The sequence below is a fragment of the Paraglaciecola polaris LMG 21857 genome (assembly GCF_000315055.1).
Taxonomy (GTDB): domain Bacteria; phylum Pseudomonadota; class Gammaproteobacteria; order Enterobacterales; family Alteromonadaceae; genus Paraglaciecola; species Paraglaciecola polaris.
In genome coordinates, this window is sequence record NZ_BAER01000038.1 from 53583 (window position 1) to 72502 (window position 18920).

Annotated in this window: 20 protein-coding genes and 1 pseudogene; 11 read left to right on the forward strand and 10 right to left on the reverse strand. The window is 44.6% G+C overall.

Translation table 11 applies throughout. The features are described 5' to 3' along the window. Nucleotides 1–3: 3 nt before the first annotated feature. The 3 genes from ftsX to ftsY are packed head-to-tail and all read right to left on the reverse strand — an operon-like array spanning nt 4 to nt 3109. The gene (ftsX, locus tag GPLA_RS07270; RefSeq protein ID WP_007104220.1) at nt 4–984 is read right to left on the reverse strand and encodes a permease-like cell division protein FtsX; all 981 of its coding nucleotides are present in this window, start codon (nt 982–984) and stop codon (nt 4–6) included. A gap of 54 nt (nt 985–1038) precedes the next feature. Beyond that, on the reverse strand, nt 1039–1713 hold the full coding sequence (ftsE, locus tag GPLA_RS07275; RefSeq protein WP_007104221.1) for a cell division ATP-binding protein FtsE: 675 nt from the start codon (nt 1711–1713) through the stop codon (nt 1039–1041). A gap of 7 nt (nt 1714–1720) precedes the next feature. After that, on the reverse strand, nt 1721–3109 hold the full coding sequence (ftsY, locus tag GPLA_RS07280; protein WP_007104222.1) for a signal recognition particle-docking protein FtsY: 1389 nt from the start codon (nt 3107–3109) through the stop codon (nt 1721–1723). An 84-nt stretch (nt 3110–3193) separates the two neighbouring features. Between ftsY and rsmD the strand changes: the two are divergent. Continuing rightward, a pseudogene (gene rsmD / locus GPLA_RS07285) lies at nt 3194–3779 on the forward strand (16S rRNA (guanine(966)-N(2))-methyltransferase RsmD). Between the two features lie 3 nt (nt 3780–3782). Here rsmD and GPLA_RS07290 read toward each other — a convergent pair. Both GPLA_RS07290 and GPLA_RS07295 read right to left on the reverse strand, forming a co-directional pair. Next, nucleotides 3783–4373: a YjaG family protein gene (locus tag GPLA_RS07290; RefSeq protein ID WP_007104223.1), complete on the reverse strand. Its 591-nt coding sequence runs from the start codon at nt 4371–4373 to the stop codon at nt 3783–3785. Between the two features lie 22 nt (nt 4374–4395). Beyond that, the gene (locus GPLA_RS07295) at nt 4396–4986 is read right to left on the reverse strand and encodes a YhgN family NAAT transporter (protein WP_007104224.1); all 591 of its coding nucleotides are present in this window, start codon (nt 4984–4986) and stop codon (nt 4396–4398) included. A 226-nt stretch (nt 4987–5212) separates the two neighbouring features. Here GPLA_RS07295 and GPLA_RS07300 point away from each other — a divergent pair, with 226 nt between their 5' ends. After that, nucleotides 5213–5395, forward strand: a complete 183-nt coding sequence (locus tag GPLA_RS07300; RefSeq protein ID WP_007104225.1) for a hypothetical protein — start codon at nt 5213–5215, stop codon at nt 5393–5395. 105 nt (nt 5396–5500) lie between these two features. Here GPLA_RS07300 and pepB read toward each other — a convergent pair whose 3' ends face one another. Then, nucleotides 5501–6787 carry an aminopeptidase PepB gene (gene pepB, locus GPLA_RS07305; RefSeq protein ID WP_007104226.1) on the reverse strand — a complete coding sequence of 429 codons (1287 nt, stop codon included), beginning with the start codon at nt 6785–6787 and terminating at the stop codon, nt 5501–5503. A gap of 68 nt (nt 6788–6855) precedes the next feature. Between pepB and sfsA the strand changes: the two genes are divergently transcribed. The 7 genes from sfsA (at nt 6856) to panC (ending at nt 12838) form a co-directional block, all read left to right on the forward strand. After that, nucleotides 6856–7560 (forward strand): DNA/RNA nuclease SfsA, encoded by a 705-nt coding sequence (gene sfsA / locus GPLA_RS07310; protein WP_007104227.1) that lies wholly within the window; start codon nt 6856–6858, stop codon nt 7558–7560. Between the two features lie 165 nt (nt 7561–7725). Beyond that, nucleotides 7726–8175, forward strand: coding sequence for an RNA polymerase-binding protein DksA (gene dksA / locus GPLA_RS07315; RefSeq protein WP_007104228.1), 450 nt, complete (start codon nt 7726–7728; stop codon nt 8173–8175). 65 nt (nt 8176–8240) lie between these two features. After that, nucleotides 8241–9170 carry a tRNA glutamyl-Q(34) synthetase GluQRS gene (gene gluQRS / locus GPLA_RS07320; RefSeq protein WP_007104229.1) on the forward strand — a complete coding sequence of 310 codons (930 nt, stop codon included), beginning with the start codon at nt 8241–8243 and terminating at the stop codon, nt 9168–9170. Nucleotides 9171–9308: 138 nt separating this feature from the next. Next, complete coding sequence (pcnB, locus tag GPLA_RS07325) at nt 9309–10610, forward strand: polynucleotide adenylyltransferase PcnB (RefSeq protein WP_083882014.1); 1302 nt, start codon at nt 9309–9311, stop codon at nt 10608–10610. After that, nucleotides 10607–11101: a 2-amino-4-hydroxy-6-hydroxymethyldihydropteridine diphosphokinase gene (gene folK / locus GPLA_RS07330; RefSeq protein ID WP_007104231.1), complete on the forward strand. Its 495-nt coding sequence runs from the start codon at nt 10607–10609 to the stop codon at nt 11099–11101. Before pcnB ends, folK begins: the two co-directional genes overlap by 4 nt. Nucleotides 11102–11181: 80 nt before the next feature. Continuing rightward, nucleotides 11182–11979, forward strand: a complete 798-nt coding sequence (gene panB, locus GPLA_RS07335; protein ID WP_007104232.1) for a 3-methyl-2-oxobutanoate hydroxymethyltransferase — start codon at nt 11182–11184, stop codon at nt 11977–11979. A 7-nt stretch (nt 11980–11986) separates the two neighbouring features. Next, on the forward strand, nt 11987–12838 hold the full coding sequence (gene panC / locus GPLA_RS07340; protein WP_007104233.1) for a pantoate--beta-alanine ligase: 852 nt from the start codon (nt 11987–11989) through the stop codon (nt 12836–12838). 91 nt (nt 12839–12929) lie between these two features. Here panC and panP read toward each other — a convergent pair whose 3' ends face one another. Further along, nucleotides 12930–14543, reverse strand: a complete 1614-nt coding sequence (gene panP / locus GPLA_RS07345; RefSeq protein ID WP_007104234.1) for a pyridoxal-dependent aspartate 1-decarboxylase PanP — start codon at nt 14541–14543, stop codon at nt 12930–12932. Between the two features lie 232 nt (nt 14544–14775). On the opposite strand from panP, the gene GPLA_RS07350 reads away from it, so the two are divergent. Beyond that, the gene (locus GPLA_RS07350) at nt 14776–15489 is read left to right on the forward strand and encodes an EAL domain-containing protein (RefSeq protein ID WP_007104235.1); all 714 of its coding nucleotides are present in this window, start codon (nt 14776–14778) and stop codon (nt 15487–15489) included. Nucleotides 15490–15497: 8 nt separating this feature from the next. Here the strand turns inward: GPLA_RS07350 and trmB are convergent, their stop codons facing one another. Genes trmB through GPLA_RS07365 form a run of 3 tightly spaced genes read right to left on the reverse strand, consistent with a single transcriptional unit; the run spans nt 15498 to nt 17922 of the window. Beyond that, nucleotides 15498–16157: a tRNA (guanine(46)-N(7))-methyltransferase TrmB gene (trmB, locus tag GPLA_RS07355; RefSeq protein WP_085948377.1), complete on the reverse strand. Its 660-nt coding sequence runs from the start codon at nt 16155–16157 to the stop codon at nt 15498–15500. Between the two features lie 36 nt (nt 16158–16193). After that, nucleotides 16194–16964 carry an ABC transporter permease gene (locus tag GPLA_RS07360; protein WP_007104237.1) on the reverse strand — a complete coding sequence of 257 codons (771 nt, stop codon included), beginning with the start codon at nt 16962–16964 and terminating at the stop codon, nt 16194–16196. Then, nucleotides 16957–17922, reverse strand: coding sequence for an ABC transporter ATP-binding protein (locus GPLA_RS07365; protein WP_007104238.1), 966 nt, complete (start codon nt 17920–17922; stop codon nt 16957–16959). The genes GPLA_RS07360 and GPLA_RS07365 overlap by 8 nt, the downstream gene beginning before the upstream one ends. 267 nt (nt 17923–18189) lie before the next feature. Here GPLA_RS07365 and GPLA_RS07370 point away from each other — a divergent pair, with 267 nt between their 5' ends. Then, a complete protein-coding gene (locus tag GPLA_RS07370) occupies nt 18190–18780 on the forward strand; it encodes a carboxymuconolactone decarboxylase family protein (RefSeq protein ID WP_007104239.1) in 591 nt (196 codons plus the stop codon). Nucleotides 18781–18920: the final 140 nt, after the last annotated feature.

The window sequence follows — 18920 nt, forward strand, 5'->3', positions numbered from 1 at the left end:
AACTTATTTAGGCTCTATAGCGCTCACATGACGTTTTACGGATATTATCGAACCGGTTAACCCTAATAGCACTGAGGTAGACAGCATGATCAATAAAGTGCTGAAATCCACACCGGTTAAATTAAACTGTTTCTGGTATAACTCACTTACTGCTGTCACGCTGGCGCTCATCCACCACAACAGACAAATAACAGTAAACCATGCGAGTAAGCCACCGAGTAGGCCGTACCAAAATCCTGTATACATGAAGGGTCGTTGAATAAAGGCATCGGTCGCGCCAACCAGCTTCATCACCAAAATTTCGTCTTTTTTGCTTAAAATATTTAAACGTATTGTGTTTCCAATAATCAAAACAACGGCTAAAAATAACAGCAATGCAATAATAGTTACCAGCTCTTTGGCGACGGTAAGCATGGCGTCTAAGCGCTTTAACCATTCAACATCTAGTTTGCCGATATCCACTTCCCGCTCTTTTTGCAATTTTTCCAACAGCATACGCGCGGCAGTCGGTCCAGAATGTTGCTCTGTCGGTGACACTAGCACCACAGGAGGTAGGGGGTTTTTATCGAGATAAGCGATTGCATCACCGAACCCTGAAAGTGCTTTAAATTCATCTAGGGCGTCATCTGCCGGGATATAGGTGACTTTACCTACTTCTGGCCAAGCGTTAATGCGGGTCAGTAGTTGGTCAATATGTTGCTTTGAGGTTTCTGATTTTAAAAACAAAGAAATTTCTGATGCCTGATCCCAGCCTGCGCTCACCTGCTCGACGTTTTTGACCAAAATATACAAAGTGCTTGGCAAGGTGATGCTTAATCCCAGCACACCTATGGTCATAAGAGAAGCCGCGCCAGCGCGCCACATTTCCCCTAAGCTGCCAAGTGATTGACGTAAATGGCTGAGGAAAAACATTTGAATACGCTGCACAATCGATATTTGACTAAGCTTTGCGCCCTGAGCCCGCCCTTTAAATAATAAACTCATTCTGCAACCTCACTTATGAATGTTGACCGAGGCCATCGATATCTCATTAATTGTTTAAAAGTCTTGGGAAAGACCATCGGTGATCATTTGTCCGCTTTTCAGGGTTAGCGTACGGTACTTCATGCGTGCGATTAACCCTAAGTCATGGGTGGCAATAAATACCGATACACCGGCCTGATTAAAATCTTCGAACAGGCGAATGATTTCCATAGACAACTTGGGGTCCAAATTACCTGTTGGCTCATCTGCTAGCAGTAATGGGGGTTTGTTAACGACTGCCCGAGCAATCCCTACCCGCTGTTGTTCACCGCCGGACAGCATAATCGGTAAATTCTTAACTTTGTCGCGTAGGCCTACCATCTCAAGCGCAGCGTGCACACGTTTACTGGTTTCTTTATGTGAATAGCCTTCGATAATCAAGGGTAAGGCTACATTGTCGAATACGCTTTTATCCATCAATAACTGGTGGCTTTGAAATATCATGCCTATGTCTCGGCGGATATAGGCTATCTGTCGACGGCTAATTTCATTTAAATCATGACCATTAATCAATACCTGACCAACAGTGGGACGTTCCATTAAGCTGATTAATTTCAGCAAAGTACTCTTTCCGGCACCAGAATGTCCGGTTAAAAAGGCCATTTCACCCGGCTCGATATGAAAATCGACTTTGCGTAACGCCTGTTGCCCGCCGGGATATGTCTTGCTTACTTGCTGAAACTTAATCATAGAATAGTTATTCGTTTAACAGGTGGTTGTCTGACGAACGATCATCGGCGGTGACGTTTTCAGCGAATAACGCATCGACAAATTCTTCGCTAGAAAACGGACGTAGATCATCAATTCCTTCACCGACACCTATGTAACGAATAGGAATTTTAAACTGATCTGCCAAGGCAAAAATGACGCCGCCTTTTGCGGTTCCATCAAGTTTTGTTAACGTAATACCGGTGAGGCCTACAGCTTGATTAAACAACCTAGTTTGGCTGACTGCGTTTTGGCCAGTTGCGGCATCTAGCGTCAACATTATTTCATGGGGAGCGGCTGGATTAATTTTACGCATCACTCGAACGACTTTTTTGAGTTCTTCCATTAAATGTTCTTTGTTCTGCAGGCGACCAGCTGTATCGGCAATAAGCACATCGACGTTACGTGCCTTAGCTGATTCTAAAGCATCGTAGATGACCGAAGCACTGTCGGAGCCAGTTTTCTGGGCTATGACTGGAATGTTATTACGCTCACCCCATACTTGCAGTTGCTCTACGGCTGCAGCTCTAAAAGTGTCACCGGCAGCAAGCATGACTTTTTTACCTTGAGCCTGAAATTGCTTGGCCATTTTACCTATGGTGGTGGTTTTACCGACGCCATTTACCCCTACCATTAGGATGACAAAGGGGCCACTTTCACTTTTCGGCTCAAGCGGTTGGCTAACCTCTTGCAAAATGCTGCTCATTTGTTGTTTAAGCAACTGGTATAATGCATAGCCATCTTTAAGTTGATTGCGTTTGGCGCTGTCAGTCAACTTGGTGATGATTTTGCTGGTGGTATCAATGCCCACGTCAGCAACGAGTAGTTGGGTTTCTAATTCTTCAAATAATTCATCATCAATGGCTTTGCCACGAAATAAGCTAACGAAACCACTGCCCAAGTTTTCTTTGGTTCGAGACAGGCTTTGCTTCAATTTAGCAAATAAGCCTATTTTCGCCGGTTTCTCTTGTGCTTTTAACGGCTCAGGCTGAGTCTCTTCTTCAATGACCGTGGCCGGTGAGTCATCAATGACCACAGGTACTTGAACATCAGGCGTCGCGTTAACCGCCGGTGTTTTTTCAGCGTCGCTAGTCAGGAGGGAAACACTATCTTCAGGGTCTATGCTTTGCACATCAACAACTTTGCCTTCGTCTAGTGTTACTTCTACCTCTGTTGGTTGAGTTACGGTTGATGACGTGTCGACCTCAGTTGCAACCACTACTTGGTCGGAGGCATGCTGGTTGTTTTCCTGCCGCTCAGCTTCTTGGACAGGGTCCTGTTGTGACTCTGCTTGGACGGCTTCTGGTGTGCTCTTTGGGGTATCTTGTGGCTCTGACTTGGGCTTGTCTTTTTTGAGCCAACCGAAAAACTTGGACATATTGACTAGAAATCCTTGGAAAATCGTTAAGTTAATTGAGTACACTTACGTATGTTTGCAGCAATCATAACATTCCTACTATAAATGAAGCGAGACGTAAAAAAGACTCAAGCCGCCAATGGCGCAATTCGTATTATCAGCGGCCAATGGCGTGGGCGAAAATTACCCGTGATGGATGTCCAAGGACTGCGGCCCACAACGGATCGTAACAAAGAAACTTTATTTAACTGGCTAATGCCATATACCCAAAACAGTCGGTGTTTAGATGCGTTCGCGGGAAGTGGTGGTTTAGGTTTTGAAGCTTTATCTCGCTACGCCAAGCATGTCACCTTTATAGAGCTGGATAAAAAAAGTCGCAGCTAATTTACGGCAAAATCTGGCTAACTTAAAGGCGCCCCAGGAAAGTGCTGAAGTGATTTGCGCAGACACATTAGGCTATTTGATGCAACTGCAACACTCATTCGAGCTGATTTTTCTTGATCCCCCGTTTCATAAGAATCTACTACCTGGGGCAATCGATAAAATTCAACAACAGGGTTTGTTGGCTGAAAACGGTTTGGTGTATATCGAATGCGAAACAGCCAATGCACAATATGCCGTGCCATTACATTGGCGGTTACTAAAAGAAAATCAAAGCAGCCAAGTCACAGCACGGTTATACCAAGGGTAGGCATTAAGACGCAATATCAATGCCGATATTGCTCATGCCTTCACCAATAGCGATTTCTTTTAATGCCTTACAGGTCTCGCCATTTTTTGGACTGTTTGCTAATAAGGTCAGTAATTCCTGCTGAATTTCTATTTCCCATTGCATGAGTGGGTGCTGCTTAATTTCTTCATCACTTATTTCTACGTCAGAGGTCGCTTCAATGAAGGCTTCAACTGTGCCTTGGGCTAACTTACTGACTACAACCGCGCCTTGTAAGTCTTCTTCCATTAATAACAAGATAATCGCCGACATCGACATCGCGGTATCTATGGCTGGGTAAACGCCAATCGTGTCAAAATCATTTGGGTCGGGCACAGATGCTTCGACTTTTTCAAGCTGTGCGGCAAGATTAATTTTGGTTTTTGGGTGAGCAAGCCACTCCCATATGATATTCAAGCTATTGCGATATGGACTCGGATCAGCGAATTCTGTTGCTTCACAAAACAGCTGATAGTTAGGTAACATTCTTTCTAATAATGCTGCCGAAAAGGCCACTGCTGGCCAAGATTCTAATTCTCTAACTTGCTGAAAAATAGTTAGTTTATTGTCTTTCATTTTTGCCTCATTGTTTCGCAGTCTAAACTAGCGAATAAAATTGTCCGATGCCATCTAACAGCATTTGAATTGAAATCATGATTAGGATCATACCCATTAAACGCTCGATGGCGATGAGTCCCCGTTCGCCAAGTACGCGATGAAATAAATTGGAAAACATTAAAATAACCGCAGTCACAAACCAAGCTGCGAGTAGCGCAAGCGACCAATCAAGCATGCGACTATGATCCTGATTGGCTAATAATATTAACGCCGCGAGAATAGATGGTCCCGCAATCATAGGAATGGCCAAGGGCACAATAAAAGGTTCTTCTCCGGCGGGTAGACCGGTAACACCGCCGGGTTGAGGGAAAATCATTTTAAGAGCAATTAAAAATAGAATGATGCCGCCAGCAATACTGACCGTTTCTTGTTTCACACTCAGAAAGTCTAAGACCGCTTGACCGCTAAACAAGAAGCCCATCATGATCAGCAGCGAAAATATTAATTCACGGATTAGAACGATGCGCCGACGCTTCGGCTCAATGCTTTTCAAAACGGACATGAATACAGGCAAGTTACCTAGGGGATCCATGATCAAAAATAATGTAATGGCCGCTGACCAAGTATCCATAGAGTTACTCTGTTGCTGATGATTTGTGGAAAAGGAAAATTTGCATGTCAGTGTATAACATATGCGAAGCACCGCCCATCTGATTGAAACATTTATCTATTTTTATTAATTCATGACATCAAGCGTCAATTGGATAAATTATTTGCTATGGTTGGTATTTATAATTGGGTTAACGAATAGCACCTAGGCCGTTAAGCGGCATTTCAACGTAAATAAGGAACAAAAAATGAGTGTGATGACAGTCGATGAGGTAGCAGAATTTTTGGGTGTGGAAGCGATTCGAGTAGAACGCTTAGAACGTGAAAGTTTACTTATCGCCATTGAAAAAGACGCACAGGGTAAGCCGCTGTTTAATTCCGCCGATGTTGAAAAATACAAAGTGCTCGCCCAAAGATTAGGTGGACTGTAGCTTGTAAGCCCACCTAATTTCTCATTGAATAACCTAGGTATCGATTCACTGATACTTAAGTGACGCTCATTAATGCTTTTTATGCACAAACAGCTGTGTGTTTTATTACTCTTCTAGCAAGGCTCGAGCGATAGTTCGAATGCCCATAGCGGAAGCGCCAGCAGGTGAATAAGCATCAGCACTATCATTAAAAGCGGCTGCCAGATCCATATGTAACCAGCCCTGTGCCCCTTCTCTTACAAAGCGCGATAAGAACCCTGCTGCATTAGATGCGCCACCCGCTCCCCCGCCTTTTTGTGCTCGGCTATTTGCCGTATCAGCGTAATTAGACGGACACTTTTCCTGATGCCAGGTCTCCAACGGTAATGGCCAAGCCAGTTCATTTTCTTCGCTGGCATAACCAAGCATGCGCTGCATGAGATTTTTGTCCAAGGCGAAAAAGGCATTGTAGTCACGACCTAACGCTGCGCTTGCTGCTCCGGTCAGGGTTGCTGCATCGATAATCAGCGGGGCTTGAGTTTCACATGCAGCCATTAAACCGTCGGCTAATACTAATCGTCCTTCGGCATCGGTATTGACTATCTCGACAGTGGTGCCATTTTTATAGGTGATAACATCTCCCAACTTATAGGCATGTCCACTGATCAAGTTTTCGGCACAGCATAAATACAGTTTTACCCGTTTATTCAAGCCTTGCATGATAGCCAAACCCAAGCCCCCAGTGACCATAGCAGCTCCGCCCATATCGCATTTCATGTGCAACATACCTTCGCTGCTTTTAATACTGTAACCACCGCTGTCAAATGTGATGCCTTTGCCCACTAGTGCTGCGCTGACCGGAGCTAAGGGGTCACCCGTTGGGTTGTAATCCACCTCTAACATAACCGGGGGGCGCACGCTGCCGCGTCCGACGTTGTACAAGCCAAACCATTGCTGTTCGACTAATTCTTCACCGGTCCATTGCTTGGCACTCACGTGGCTAGGACTCAAGCTGGTTAACCATTCGGTACTGCTATTGGCCAATTTTTCTGGAGATAAATCTTCCGGAGTCGCATTGGTTTGATTGCGAGTGAACACTAATGCTTGGTAACGTTGGATTAATTCGTTGCTGTGCTCGTCGTCAGCCCACTGGATATGGTGCTGCTTTTTGGTGTTAGTGAAGCTACAGGCAAAAGCCCATTGTTGTTCGATATGCCACTTGCCGCATAAAGTAACGAAATCTAAATTCAAACCGTCTAGAATGCGCGCAGCACGGCGTATGGTTCGATATTGATGAGCATCATCAGATAACAGGTGGATCGTGGCGCTTTCATTGTCAAACGACACCAGTGCATTTTTACCCCAATGGGCGGATGCTGGTGAAGTAGACAGTTGAATTGAAAGTCGAGACATAAAACACTCCTAAGAGAAAGTAAGCAAATGGCGTAATAATTTTGTGACGATAAACAATATGGTGAAAAATGCAATTTAATAACAGTTTGATTAAAGGCGTATTGATTAAACGTTACAAGCGGTTTTTAGCAGATGTGACACTGGAAAACGGTCAAGAAGTGATAGCACATTGTCCTAATACTGGTGCTATGACAGGGTGTGCAGAGGCTAATATGCAGGTTTGGTTGAGCCCAAGTAATAACCCAAAACGAAAACTCGACTATACTTGGCAGATAGGAATTACGGCTAAAGGGCACTGGTTAGGTATCAATACCAACAATGCGAACAAGGTAGTGGGTGAAGCATTGGAGCAACAGCGTATTCCCGAGCTGGGTGAATATGATTCCATTCAACCAGAAGTACGTTTTGGACATGAAAACAGCCGAGTTGATTTTCTATTAACGGGTGATGGGCAAAAGGATTGTTACCTTGAAGTGAAGTCGGTGACTTTGCTTGAGGGGGAACAGGGTTATTTTCCGGATGCAAAAACGGTACGTGGGCAAAAACACTTACGTGAATTGACGTCTATGGTTGAGCAAGGAAATCGAGCAGTATTGCTTTTTTGTGTTCAGCATACCGGTATCCGTAGTGTAAAAGTTGCTGGCCATATTGATCCTAAATATGCGCAATGTTTTATACAAGCGTTAGCTGAGGGAGTGGAAGTTATGGCATACTCGTGTGATATCGACGAACAAAATATTACGCTAAATCAAAGGCTCCCTGTCATTACATAAAATAAAAGTTGATTTTTTCACCGACGACGCCATATTGCCCGTCGTAATTTGGTTTTTAGCATTTACAGCAGGTCAGTGGGCAAAATTGCCAGCGGTATTTCTTTCTGTTATACATACCCGCTTGCACAAAACCGTCCTGTGCTCGTAGTTAAGGAGAATTGGCTGATGCCAACAGGAAACACGATGAAAACACTCGGATTATTAGCCTTAGCTGGTCTTACTCCCTATCAGGAGAAAGCAGGCGAGGAATACATGAATGATAAACAAATGGAGCATTTCCGTTTGTTGTTAAAAGCATGGCGTGACCAGTTGCGTCAAGAGGTTGACCGCACTGTGCATCATATGCAAGATGAAGCGGCTAACTTCCCAGACCCTGTCGATCGGGCTGCCCAAGAAGAAGAGTTCAGCATTGAATTGCGCACGCGTGACCGCGAACGCAAATTGATTAAGAAGATCGAGAAAACCCTCAAGCGTATTGAAGAAGACGATTTCGGCTTCTGTGATACCTGTGGTATTGAAATCGGTGTAAGACGGTTAGAAGCACGGCCTACTGCTGATTTATGTATCGATTGTAAGACTCTGGCTGAAATTAAAGAAAAACAGCTGCAAGGTTAATTCCTAGCATTGTTAAGAAAGCTGCTCAGTGCAGCTTTTTTTATGCATATGAATAATCGAGGTCAATGAATTTACCTTTTGTCGAACAACGCCTTAATCAAAGTACTCAGTATGTGGGTCGGTTTGCGCCATCCCCTTCTGGTCCTTTGCATTTAGGCTCATTAGTCGCCGCGCTGGGCAGTTATTTACGTGCCCGTCAATTGGGTGGCAAGTGGCTATTACGTATTGAAGATATTGACCCTCCCAGAGAGCAATCGGGCGCCACGGAACGTATTCAAACCACGTTAGCCTGCCATGGTTTAATATGGGACGATGAGGTTGTGTATCAGCATGATAACCACAGCCATTATGAGCAAGCATTAACAGCATTATTCGTAAATGGTCATAGTTATTACTGCCAATGTACTCGTAAAGAGCGTTTAGCCAATCCCCAGGGGCAACGATGCCCATGTGCAGAATTAATACTTGCCCCAAGCACCAGCGCCATAGTTTTGCGTAATTCACTTGGGATCACTGAAATGAATGACCTACTACTAGGGCAGATCAGTTTTGGTGAAGAGGCGAAAGAGGATTTTATTTTACGTCGTAAAGACGGTTTATATGCATACCAGTTGGCGGTTGTTGTGGATGATATTCACGCTGGAGTAACCGAAGTGGTGCGTGGCGCAGACATTTTACCCGCCACAGCTTATCAATTGGCGCTGTACCGATTATTCGAGCGATCACCGCCAGTTTATCTGCATTTACCCTTAGTACTGGGTGAGAATAATCAAAAACTAAGTAAACAGAATCACGCTCCGGCATTGATAAATACAAATGCTCGGCGTAATTTATGCACCGCGTTAGGCTTTCTCGGTCTGAAAGCGTCGGCCAATATGAATGATGCTCCCGTGGATGAAATATTAGCTTGGGCAACGCATAACTGGAACGTGACGCTAATCGCTGATAAAGCGAATGCGTTTGGCAATAGAATTGACGCGTCAGACAGTATATGATCACACGCGTTAAAAACCCTACTATGGGTAAACCGTCATCATGGAGCTGAACTTATTATTTCTCGTGTAATCAACAAGGTAAAAGAAGCGTTTAAAAGCACGCCGAGCATTACTAAACCCACTCTTGTTGCCAATATAATTCCTCGTGCTGAGCACCCTGTGTCACGCAGTGATATCAGTGATAATGCCCTCAAGGTACTTTATCGTTTGCATAACAACGGCTTTCAAGCTTACTTGGTCGGTGGTTGTGTACGAGACATTTTATTGGGTAAAGAACCCAAAGACTTTGACGTGACGACGGATGCAACACCCGAGCAGGTTAAAGAGTTATTCAGAAATTGTCGCCTTATTGGGCGTAGGTTTCGGTTAGCCCATGTGGTTTTTGGTCGAGAAATTATTGAAGTAGCAACTTTTCGAGGTCATCACCCTAATCAAGATGAAGAGGCTAAAGACAACTTAAGTAAACAAAGTGATCACGGTCAATTATTGCGTGACAACGTTTTCGGCAGCATTGAAGAAGACGCAGAGCGTCGAGACTTTACCGTCAATGCCATGTATTACAATATTGCAGACTTTAGTATTCATGACTTTGCTAAGGGTATGCAGGCCATTGAAAAACGTGAAATTAGCATGATTGGGGACCCTGCGACACGCTATCGAGAAGATCCTGTTCGTATGTTGCGTGCTGTCCGCTTCGCCGTTAAGTTGGGCATGAAAATTAGCCCTGATACGGCAAATCCCATGTACGAACTTGCTCCTTTGATGGCTAATATTCCCTCTGCACGTTTATTTGAAGAAGTACTTAAGCTGCTGCTTTCAGGTCAAGGCCTAGAAACATACAAACTGCTGAATGAATTTAATTTATTTGAGCAGTTATTCCCACAATTAGGGCCGTTGTTAAAAACACAGAATAGCCGTGAGTTAGCATTTATAGAACAAGTGCTGATGAACACAGATAACCGTATCAATTCAGACATGAAAGTTACCCCCGCTTTCATCTTCGCCGCTTTATTGTGGTATCCATTAGAAGAGCGTTGTCAGCAGCATATGGTAGAGGGTGGACTCAATCACTTTGATGCTTTTAATTTGGCACTAAGTGACGTGTTACACCGCCAGATACAACGTATTATGATCCCCAAGCGCTTTACTATTACCGTGCGGGAAATTTGGCAGTTACAGCAACGATTGCCAAAACGTTATGGGCGCAGAGCGTTTCAGATGCTTGAACATCCAAAGTTTAGAGCCGCCTATGACTTTTTATTGATCCGCGGCCAGATAGAAGGCGGTGAATTATTAACGCTTGCTCAGTGGTGGACTGACTTTCAAAATGTCGATCCGGAAGAGCGTCAAGGGATGTTGCAAGCGTTGCGCGAAAAAGAAGGTGGCGGCGCACCTAAGCGTCGTAGTCGTTATCGAGGCAAGAAGAAAGCAGCGCAATGAGCCAAGTATACGTTGGGCTTGGTAGTAACCTAGCTCAGCCAGAACAACAAATAGCCCAAGCATTACAAGCCATCGAGGCACTTCCTGATACTCATATATCGGCCTCGTCTAGTTTGTATATAAGTCGTCCTATGGGTCCCCAAGACCAGCCTAGCTATGTTAATGCTGTGGTTGAGTTGCAAACTGATTTACAGTCTGTTGAATTTCTTCATTGCTTACAAAAAATAGAGTTAGAGCATGGACGCGAGCGTAAAGCAGAGCGCTGGGGGCCACGTACCTTAGATTTAGATATTTTGTTATTTGGTAATCAACTAATTGATTCGCAAGAACTTACTGTTCCTCATTATGGTATGAAGCAGCGTGAGTTCGTGTTGTATCCTTTGCATGAAATTGCCCCCGAATTACATCTACCTTGTGGCAGTAAACTCACCATCTTGTTAGATAACTGCCCGTTAAATGGGTTGAAAAAGTTACCGTATAAATCAGTGTGATAGAAATCCGTTAAAAAATCCGTATAGTGCCTGATTTACTTAAGCGCTATTAAATGTTCATCGTATTGGAGTGATTCAAAATGAAAAAAGTCACAACTTCAACGTTGTTGAAAATGAAGCAACAAGGCGAAAAAATCAGTGCGTTAACCGCATATGATGCGAGCTTTTCAAAGTTGTTTGATGAGCAAGGAATAGACGTACTATTGATCGGCGATTCGTTGGGGATGGTGCTGCAGGGCTGCGACGACACATTAGGCGTAAGCATAGAGGATGTGGCTTATCACACACGTGCTGTACGTAAAGGTGTTGAGCGTGCGTTTGTTATTGCTGATATGCCGTTTATGTCTTACTCCACCCCAGAGCAAACATATTTGAATGCAGCTAAATTAATGGCAGCCGGTGCAAGTATGGTTAAACTTGAAGGTGGACGCTGGTTACTCGAAAGCATAAAAGGCTTGAACGAGCGTGGTGTACCTGTATGTGGTCATTTAGGATTAACTCCTCAGTCGGTACATGTTTTTGGTGGCTTTAAAGTACAAGGTCGAGACGATCTGCAGGCTGAGCAAATGCTTGAGCAAGCCAAAGAAATGGCTAAAGCTGGTATACAGCTCTTGGTCCTAGAGTGTGTGCCCACTGAATTAGCTGGTGCTATCTCGCACGCTATCGATATTCCGGTTATTGGAATTGGTGCAGGAGCAGAGACTGACGGGCAAATTCTGGTGATGCACGATATGTTCGGTATCAGTGCTAACTACATGCCGAAGTTTTCGAAAAACTACCTGCAAGAAACAGGTGATATGCGTACCGCGGTTAGTCAATATATCGAAGAAGTGAAAGACGGTAGCTTTCCGTCTGACGTTCACAGTTTTAGTAAGTGAGTTAAATATGCGAGTGATTAGCAATATCGCCAGTTTACGTGACGTGCGTCGCAGCTGGCAGGCTGAATATAAGGTCATTGCCTTTGTACCGACTATGGGCAACTTGCACCAGGGACACCTTAACTTAGTTAAAGAAGCCAAGATGAAGGCCGACGTTGTGGTGGTCTCTATTTTTGTTAACCCCTTGCAGTTTGGGCCGGACGAAGATTTAGAAGCCTATCCACGTACCTTGGAAAATGACCGTAAAGTGTTGAGCGAGATGGGCGTAGATGTTTTGTTTACACCTCAGGTGAAAGATATCTATTCTCGTGGACTTGAGCAGCAAACTTTTGTTGAAGTGCCGGGAATTTCCTACATGATCTGTGGCGCTAGCCGCCCAGGGCATTTTCGTGGCGTGGCAACTATTGTATGTAAGTTGTTCAACATGGTTCAACCAAACATGGCATTTTTTGGCGAGAAGGACTTTCAACAGCTGCAAGTTATTAAAGCTATGGTGACTGACTTGTCTATGAATCTTACTGTGCATGGCGTATCTACGACCCGTGAAGACGATGGGTTAGCGATGAGCTCGCGTAATCAATACTTAACTGCCGAACAGCGTACGTTAGCGCCAACACTGTATCAACGCTTGCAAGAGATGCGAGATAAGATAAATTCAGGACGTCGAGACTTCTCACGAGTTACAAGTGAATGTTGCGAGCAGCTTGCCCAGGCTGGCTTTAGTCTGGATTACATTGAAATTCGTTCGGCGGATACTTTGTTACAACCGGGTCATGAAGAAACCAAGGTGGTTATCCTCGCAGCGGCATTTTTAGGTCGTACACGCCTTATCGACAACCTTCAGGTAACACTTAATTAGTTGTACCACGGTATTTCAGGGTGAGAAAATCGTTAAAAAAAGGCCATTAGCTAACACTAACGGCCTTTTGTCATTCTACGTTAGCAAATAATTACAACGTAGATTTTTCCGTTAGCTGAGCCCAATTAACACTCTTACTCGCGATCGCTATTTGCTCATCAAGGATATTCTGTAAATCCTTTTCTGTGGTCAACGGATTAGCCAGAACCACACGAAATACCGTGAGTGTTTGGTCGCCATAAGTTTGGGTTTGTAAGCGAGTGCGAGATACAAATGATTTACCCGCTTCACGTTGCTGCTTCTGCACGTACACAGTCAATTTATCTAGCTTTTCATTGAACTCAGGGCTTAATGAAGGCTGCGCTTTGACTTGTAGCTGCACTTCTTGGGGATTAACCCGATAGGTCAGCAAGGAAAGGGTCGGGTGGGTGATCAACTCAAAGTCAGGGTGAGATTGGATCATGCGAGCGAATATCTTGGCTTTTTCAATACTCTGATCGATCAATAATTCATAACCAAGACGGCCAAATATATGCAAAGACGCATATACCATCATCGCCATACCATTGCGTGAACCCTCTAGGGTGGTTGCACCTAAATCTTTAGAGCCTGCACGCAGAATATAATTAGCATGGTGACGCACAGCGTTGCTGTCATTCGGATCTTTAAACAGCACCATACCTGCGCCCATAGGCACGTACATTTGCTTGTGCGCATCTATGGTCACTGAATCGGCACGCTGGATACCTTTGAGGATATTTCGATGTGTACTTGAGAACAAAGTCGCACCGCCCCAAGCTGCATCAACATGGAAATGACAGTCTAATTCAGCGGCGACATCAGCCAGTTCGTCTAGGGGATCGACATGGCCGGTTTCTGTTGTGCCTGCGACACCGACAATACTCAGAATTTTATTACCTTGTTCTGCGTACTGTTTGCCAAATGCCAAGGCCTTTTCCGGTGAAAGTCGTTGGGTAGGGCAGTCTAATGTGATGAGCTGTTCTCGGCCCAAGCCGAGTAAGTCCACAGATTTCGAGAGTGAATAATGACCACGGCGCGAGGACAAAATAGCCATTTTTTTATAGCCATAATAGGCTAAGCCTGCAGCTAAGCCTTCCCGAGCCACACCTTTAAACACCCCGTCAGCGGCGAGCGCCTTGTTCCGGGCAACCCATAATGCGGTGACATTGGCTATCGTGCCGCCTGAGCAAAACGCGCCCAAGGCATGATTTGCGCTGTGCAAATATGTGTTATAAAACTCACTGTCTTGGGCGTACACCAATTCGTGCATCATGCCCAGCACTTGACGCTCCAAAGGCGTAAAGGCTTTAGAGGTTTCAATTTTAACCAGATTTTGATTAAGCCCAACTAACAACTTAGCCAAGGATAAATGAAAATAGGGTAAAGCAGACGTCATGTGTCCGATAAATGTTGGCGAATAGGTATTAACTGAATTAGCGACCAGCTTTTCAAGCAGATTAGCCGCGTGTTCCGAAACGAACTCAGGGTGTTCCGGTACATTAAATTCAGCAAAACTTTGCTCTATTTGCTCAAGTGATGTGACTTTAGTCACCACATGTTGAGACAAAAAATCGGCCAAGTTATCTGACAGATGCTGCTCAATCTGAGCTAACTTAGAATCTTTACCTTCAGGCATGGTAAATACTCTAAACAAATGCTCTAAACTGACTTCAGCTACAGCCACGCTTGACACCTCATATGAAAACTTTCAGGTCGCGAACTTTACATCAATTTTTCGACCCATACCAACATAAAGACCCATAAATAGGGGGGTAAGGTTGGTTTTTAGGGCCCATTGATAGCTAACGGCCTAGGACATTTGTATGAATTGCCAGCATGATGAACGAAAGTTGTACTATTTCACCTAGCCTTAGCTAGCTAACTTGCTATAGTGTAAAGAAAAAATACTAGCCAATATGAAAGTTTCTCAAGTAACTGAAAGTTTTAACCTTGATAACGTAGTGCCATTCTTCCAGCCCATTATGGACTTGTCTAATAATCAAGTGTGGCGATACGAATGCTTGGCTCGCCTCATTACGTTTGGCGAACGTCCTTTTATTCCCAGTGAATTTCTGTATTTAGTTGACCGCCAAGAGAGCCAATCTCAACTTACCGAAACGATTTTTAATCGCAGCGCCCAATATTTCCGCGAGCGAGATATACCTTGGAATATCAATGTTAGTTTGGCTGATATGCAAGATGAGAGTATTCACCGCTTTTTGAGTGATCAAGTACAAAACTACCCGAATCCGCGACGGGTTGCGTTAGAAGTTACCGCGCAAAATGTGCTGGCCGATACAGAGACCTTCGATGTTTTTTCGCATTTATGCAAAAAACTACGATTAAGTCTTTTTGTTGATAACGTTGAACTTGAACAGGACAGTATTGAACGCTTACTCGCCCTACCGATTAGTGCTCTGAAAATGTCGGGGCCGATGTTGGCAAGCTTAGCGCAAGACAGGCTCGCACAATCCATTGTGAAGACGCTGAGTGAGCAAGGTGAACGTAAAAATATTGCCTTAGTCGCACAGCATCTTGAAAGTGAAGAGCAACTTGCCTTACTCAAGCAATTAAACGTGCGATATGCCCAAGGTTTCTTTTTCAGCCAACCAAAGGCACAGGCACACTAGCGGTTTATTTACAGCTGGGCAATAACCTGCCAGCTGGGTTGACCACTAGCCCAATACTTTCGCTCAAACGGCGTAATCGCTTGCTCATTTTGATACTGATTAACCTGTGCGCTTAATCCTGCGACCTGTAAGGCGAGAGCAAATTCCTGAATATATATTTGCCAATTGCTGCGCACCTCAAGCTGCCCGCCTAATTTTATTATCTCAGCAAACGCAGGACTGGCATGCCAACGCCTTTGCACATGGGCAGATTTAGGATAAGGGTTGGGGTAAAGTAAAAAATGTTTGGTTAGGCGCCAGTTAGCTTGCACTGCCAAGCGCCAAAAGTCGTTTAAGTCAGCCCGCAGTATCAAAGCATTATTTTGCTCGAGGCTATAATGTTCATGCTTATCAATTCGATGAGCTGATTTATCCACACCAATCACTTTTGCTTCAGGGTGTAGGTTGGCAATATGCGTGGTACTTTCGCCTACTCCACAGCAAGCGTCGAGGATTAGCGGTCCTTGCCAATCACCTAACCACGCTTGTGCTTGAGCGAATGCTTGCACGGTATGTTCCGTAAACGGCCGCTGACTCGGATGCCTGAGATGACGGTTAACCAACGCTGGGAGTTTCTCGTGAACCCCAATTTGGTTACTGTCGATATGCCGAGAGTTTCCCTCGGACATTGGATTAATATTGCTCATGACGCTGGTCTATTCCGTTTAACTTCTTATGCCTATACCGCGGTTAATAAGCGAATATGCAAAACCGAGTAAAACAACATTGAACACAACCAACAAGCCCAATGAATACAGATAATCCACGTCAGACACGCCCAAGAACCCGTAACGAAAGCCGTTTACCATATAGACTATAGGATTTATTTTACTGACCCATTGCCAAAATTCAGGCAACAATGAAAGTGAATAAAACACGCCACCTAAATAGGTTAATGGGGTCAATACAAACGTGGGTACCACACTGATATCATCAAATGACTTAGCAAAAATCGCGTTGATCAATCCTGCTGTGGCAAACAAGGTCGACGTGAGCAATAAGGTGATGATGATAATGGGAATGCTGTGCAGCGAAATGTCTACAAACAACATGGATACACAGGTAACTATGATGCCGATTAAAATGGCTCGGGCTACACCGCCGCCAACAAAGCCAGCTATTATCACCCAGTTAGGAATGGGCGCGACGAGCAGCTCTTCAATGTTGTGCTGAAATTTTGCACTATAAAACGACGAGGAGACATTGGAATAAGAGTTGGTGATCACCGCCATCATAATCAAGCCAGGTACAATAAATTCCATGTAGCTAAAGCCGCCCATTTGGCCAATGCGGCTGCCGATTAAATTACCAAATATGACAAAGTACAATGACATGGTAATAGCCGGTGGTACTAGGGTTTGGATCCATATGCGCAAGAAACGGGTGCATTCTTTGATCCACAGCGTTTGCAGGGCAATCATAGTGCGATTAACCATTTGCTAGCTCCTTGTTGTTCTTTTGTTCATCTTCCGCTAGCTGGGCTTCCCGGCCAGACTCAACTAAACGCACAAATAACTCTTCTAAGCGATTGGACTTATTACGCATACTCAAGACCTGTATTTGCTGTTTTGTGAGCTGTTCGAAAACATTGTTTAGGCTTTCTTCTTTCGCCACGTCGACTTCCAAAGTGTGAGCATCGAGTAAACGATGCTCAAATCCGCTCAAGGCGATAGTTTGATGCTCACCGGCTAAATCGAGTATGAATGTTTCAATATTCAACGTCGCTAACAGCGACTTCATACTGGTATTTTGCACAATAATACCCTTGTCGATAATGGCAATGTTACGACAAAGCATTTCTGCTTCTTCAAGGTAATGGGTCGTCAGTATGATGGTGATCCCTTGCTCATTGATTTCCTTTAAAAAGGTCCACATTGAACGGCGAATTTCGATGTCGACGCCAGCGGTAGGCTCATCCAAAATCAGCATTCTAGGTTCGTGCATTAATGCGCGAGCGATCATCAAACGGCGTTTCATACCGCCAGATAGATTACGTGCGGGTTGATTGCGCTTTTCCCACAGATCCAATTGTTTAAGGTATTTTTCGGCGCGCTCTTTGGCTATAGAACGCGGCACACCATAGTAACCCGCTTGATTGACTACGATTTGCAGCAAGGTTTCAAACTGATTGAAATTGAACTCTTGGGGCACCAAGCCTATGCATGACTTAGCGTCAACGGGCTGGCTATCTAATGAATATTCAAAAATTTCAGCGCTACCGGCGGTTTTATTAACCAATGAGCTAATAATGCCAATCGTCGTCGATTTACCCGCACCGTTAGGGCCGAGCAGGGCGAAAAAATCCCCTTGTTTCACTTGTAAATTAATCCCATTAAGGGCTCGGGTGCCACCTTTGTAAACTTTGGTTAACCCTTTGATATTCAATGCATTCATGCTTGATTTCCGCGCGTTTCGTGTGAACTTAAGATGATCGTTTTTATGGTGACTGCCAACTTAGAAAGACAAAAAGAAAAAGCGTAAAGTCGTCGGCCGAGTGTACTAACACCAAAAAATATGCATCATAACATGGCGATGAATGAATAAAATTCAAGGTTTTTAGTTTGTTAGCAAATAGCGCGATTTACTCTGAGCCTTGCTTATCACTCAAACTTAACCGCGCTTAACTTATGACCGAAATCAAAAACAATAAGAGAGATATCTATGGCCCATATGACCCCCTTACCCAAAGACACCACACCTGAATTAGCCGACGACTTCGCCATTTTTGAGCAGATCCTTGGGTTTGTACCCAATAGCTTATTAACCATGCAGCGACGGCCAGATATTGTACGTGGTTTTGGGGTGCTCACCAAAGCGGTGATGGCCGAAGACGGAACCGTCGATTTAGGATTCAAGCGTTTGCTTGCGCATTTTTCCAGTCGCGCTGCGGGCTGCCAATACTGTGAAGCTCATTCGCTCATCGCGGCTAAAATTCACGGTGTTTCAGATGAAAAAGTCGCCGCCGTGTGGGAATACCAAACGAGCCCGCTGTACTCAGACGCAGAGCGTATCGCCCTCGATTACGCCCTCGCGGCGGGTTCTGTACCTAATGCGGTCGACGAACCCTTAATGGCTCGCATGCGAGCCCATTGGCAAGAAGACGAAATCGTCGAAATTCTAGGGGCGATATGTTTATACGGTTTTTTAAATCGCTGGAATGACTCCATGGCCACCGACTTAGAGGCAGCACCAAAAGCGTTAGGTGAAGAAGTGCTAGCCCAAGGCGGATGGACAGGTGGCAAGCACGTGTAAGGGCCAATTCGCTCATACATGGCATTTTTTTGCTGTTGATACGATAGGTTAACGCTTTTAAAGGGAACTTATTCTTGGGTGTTGGTGACGCATTAGTTGCTCAGGCTGGAAATGGTAGGTTTTTATCTAAGTTGAACGAT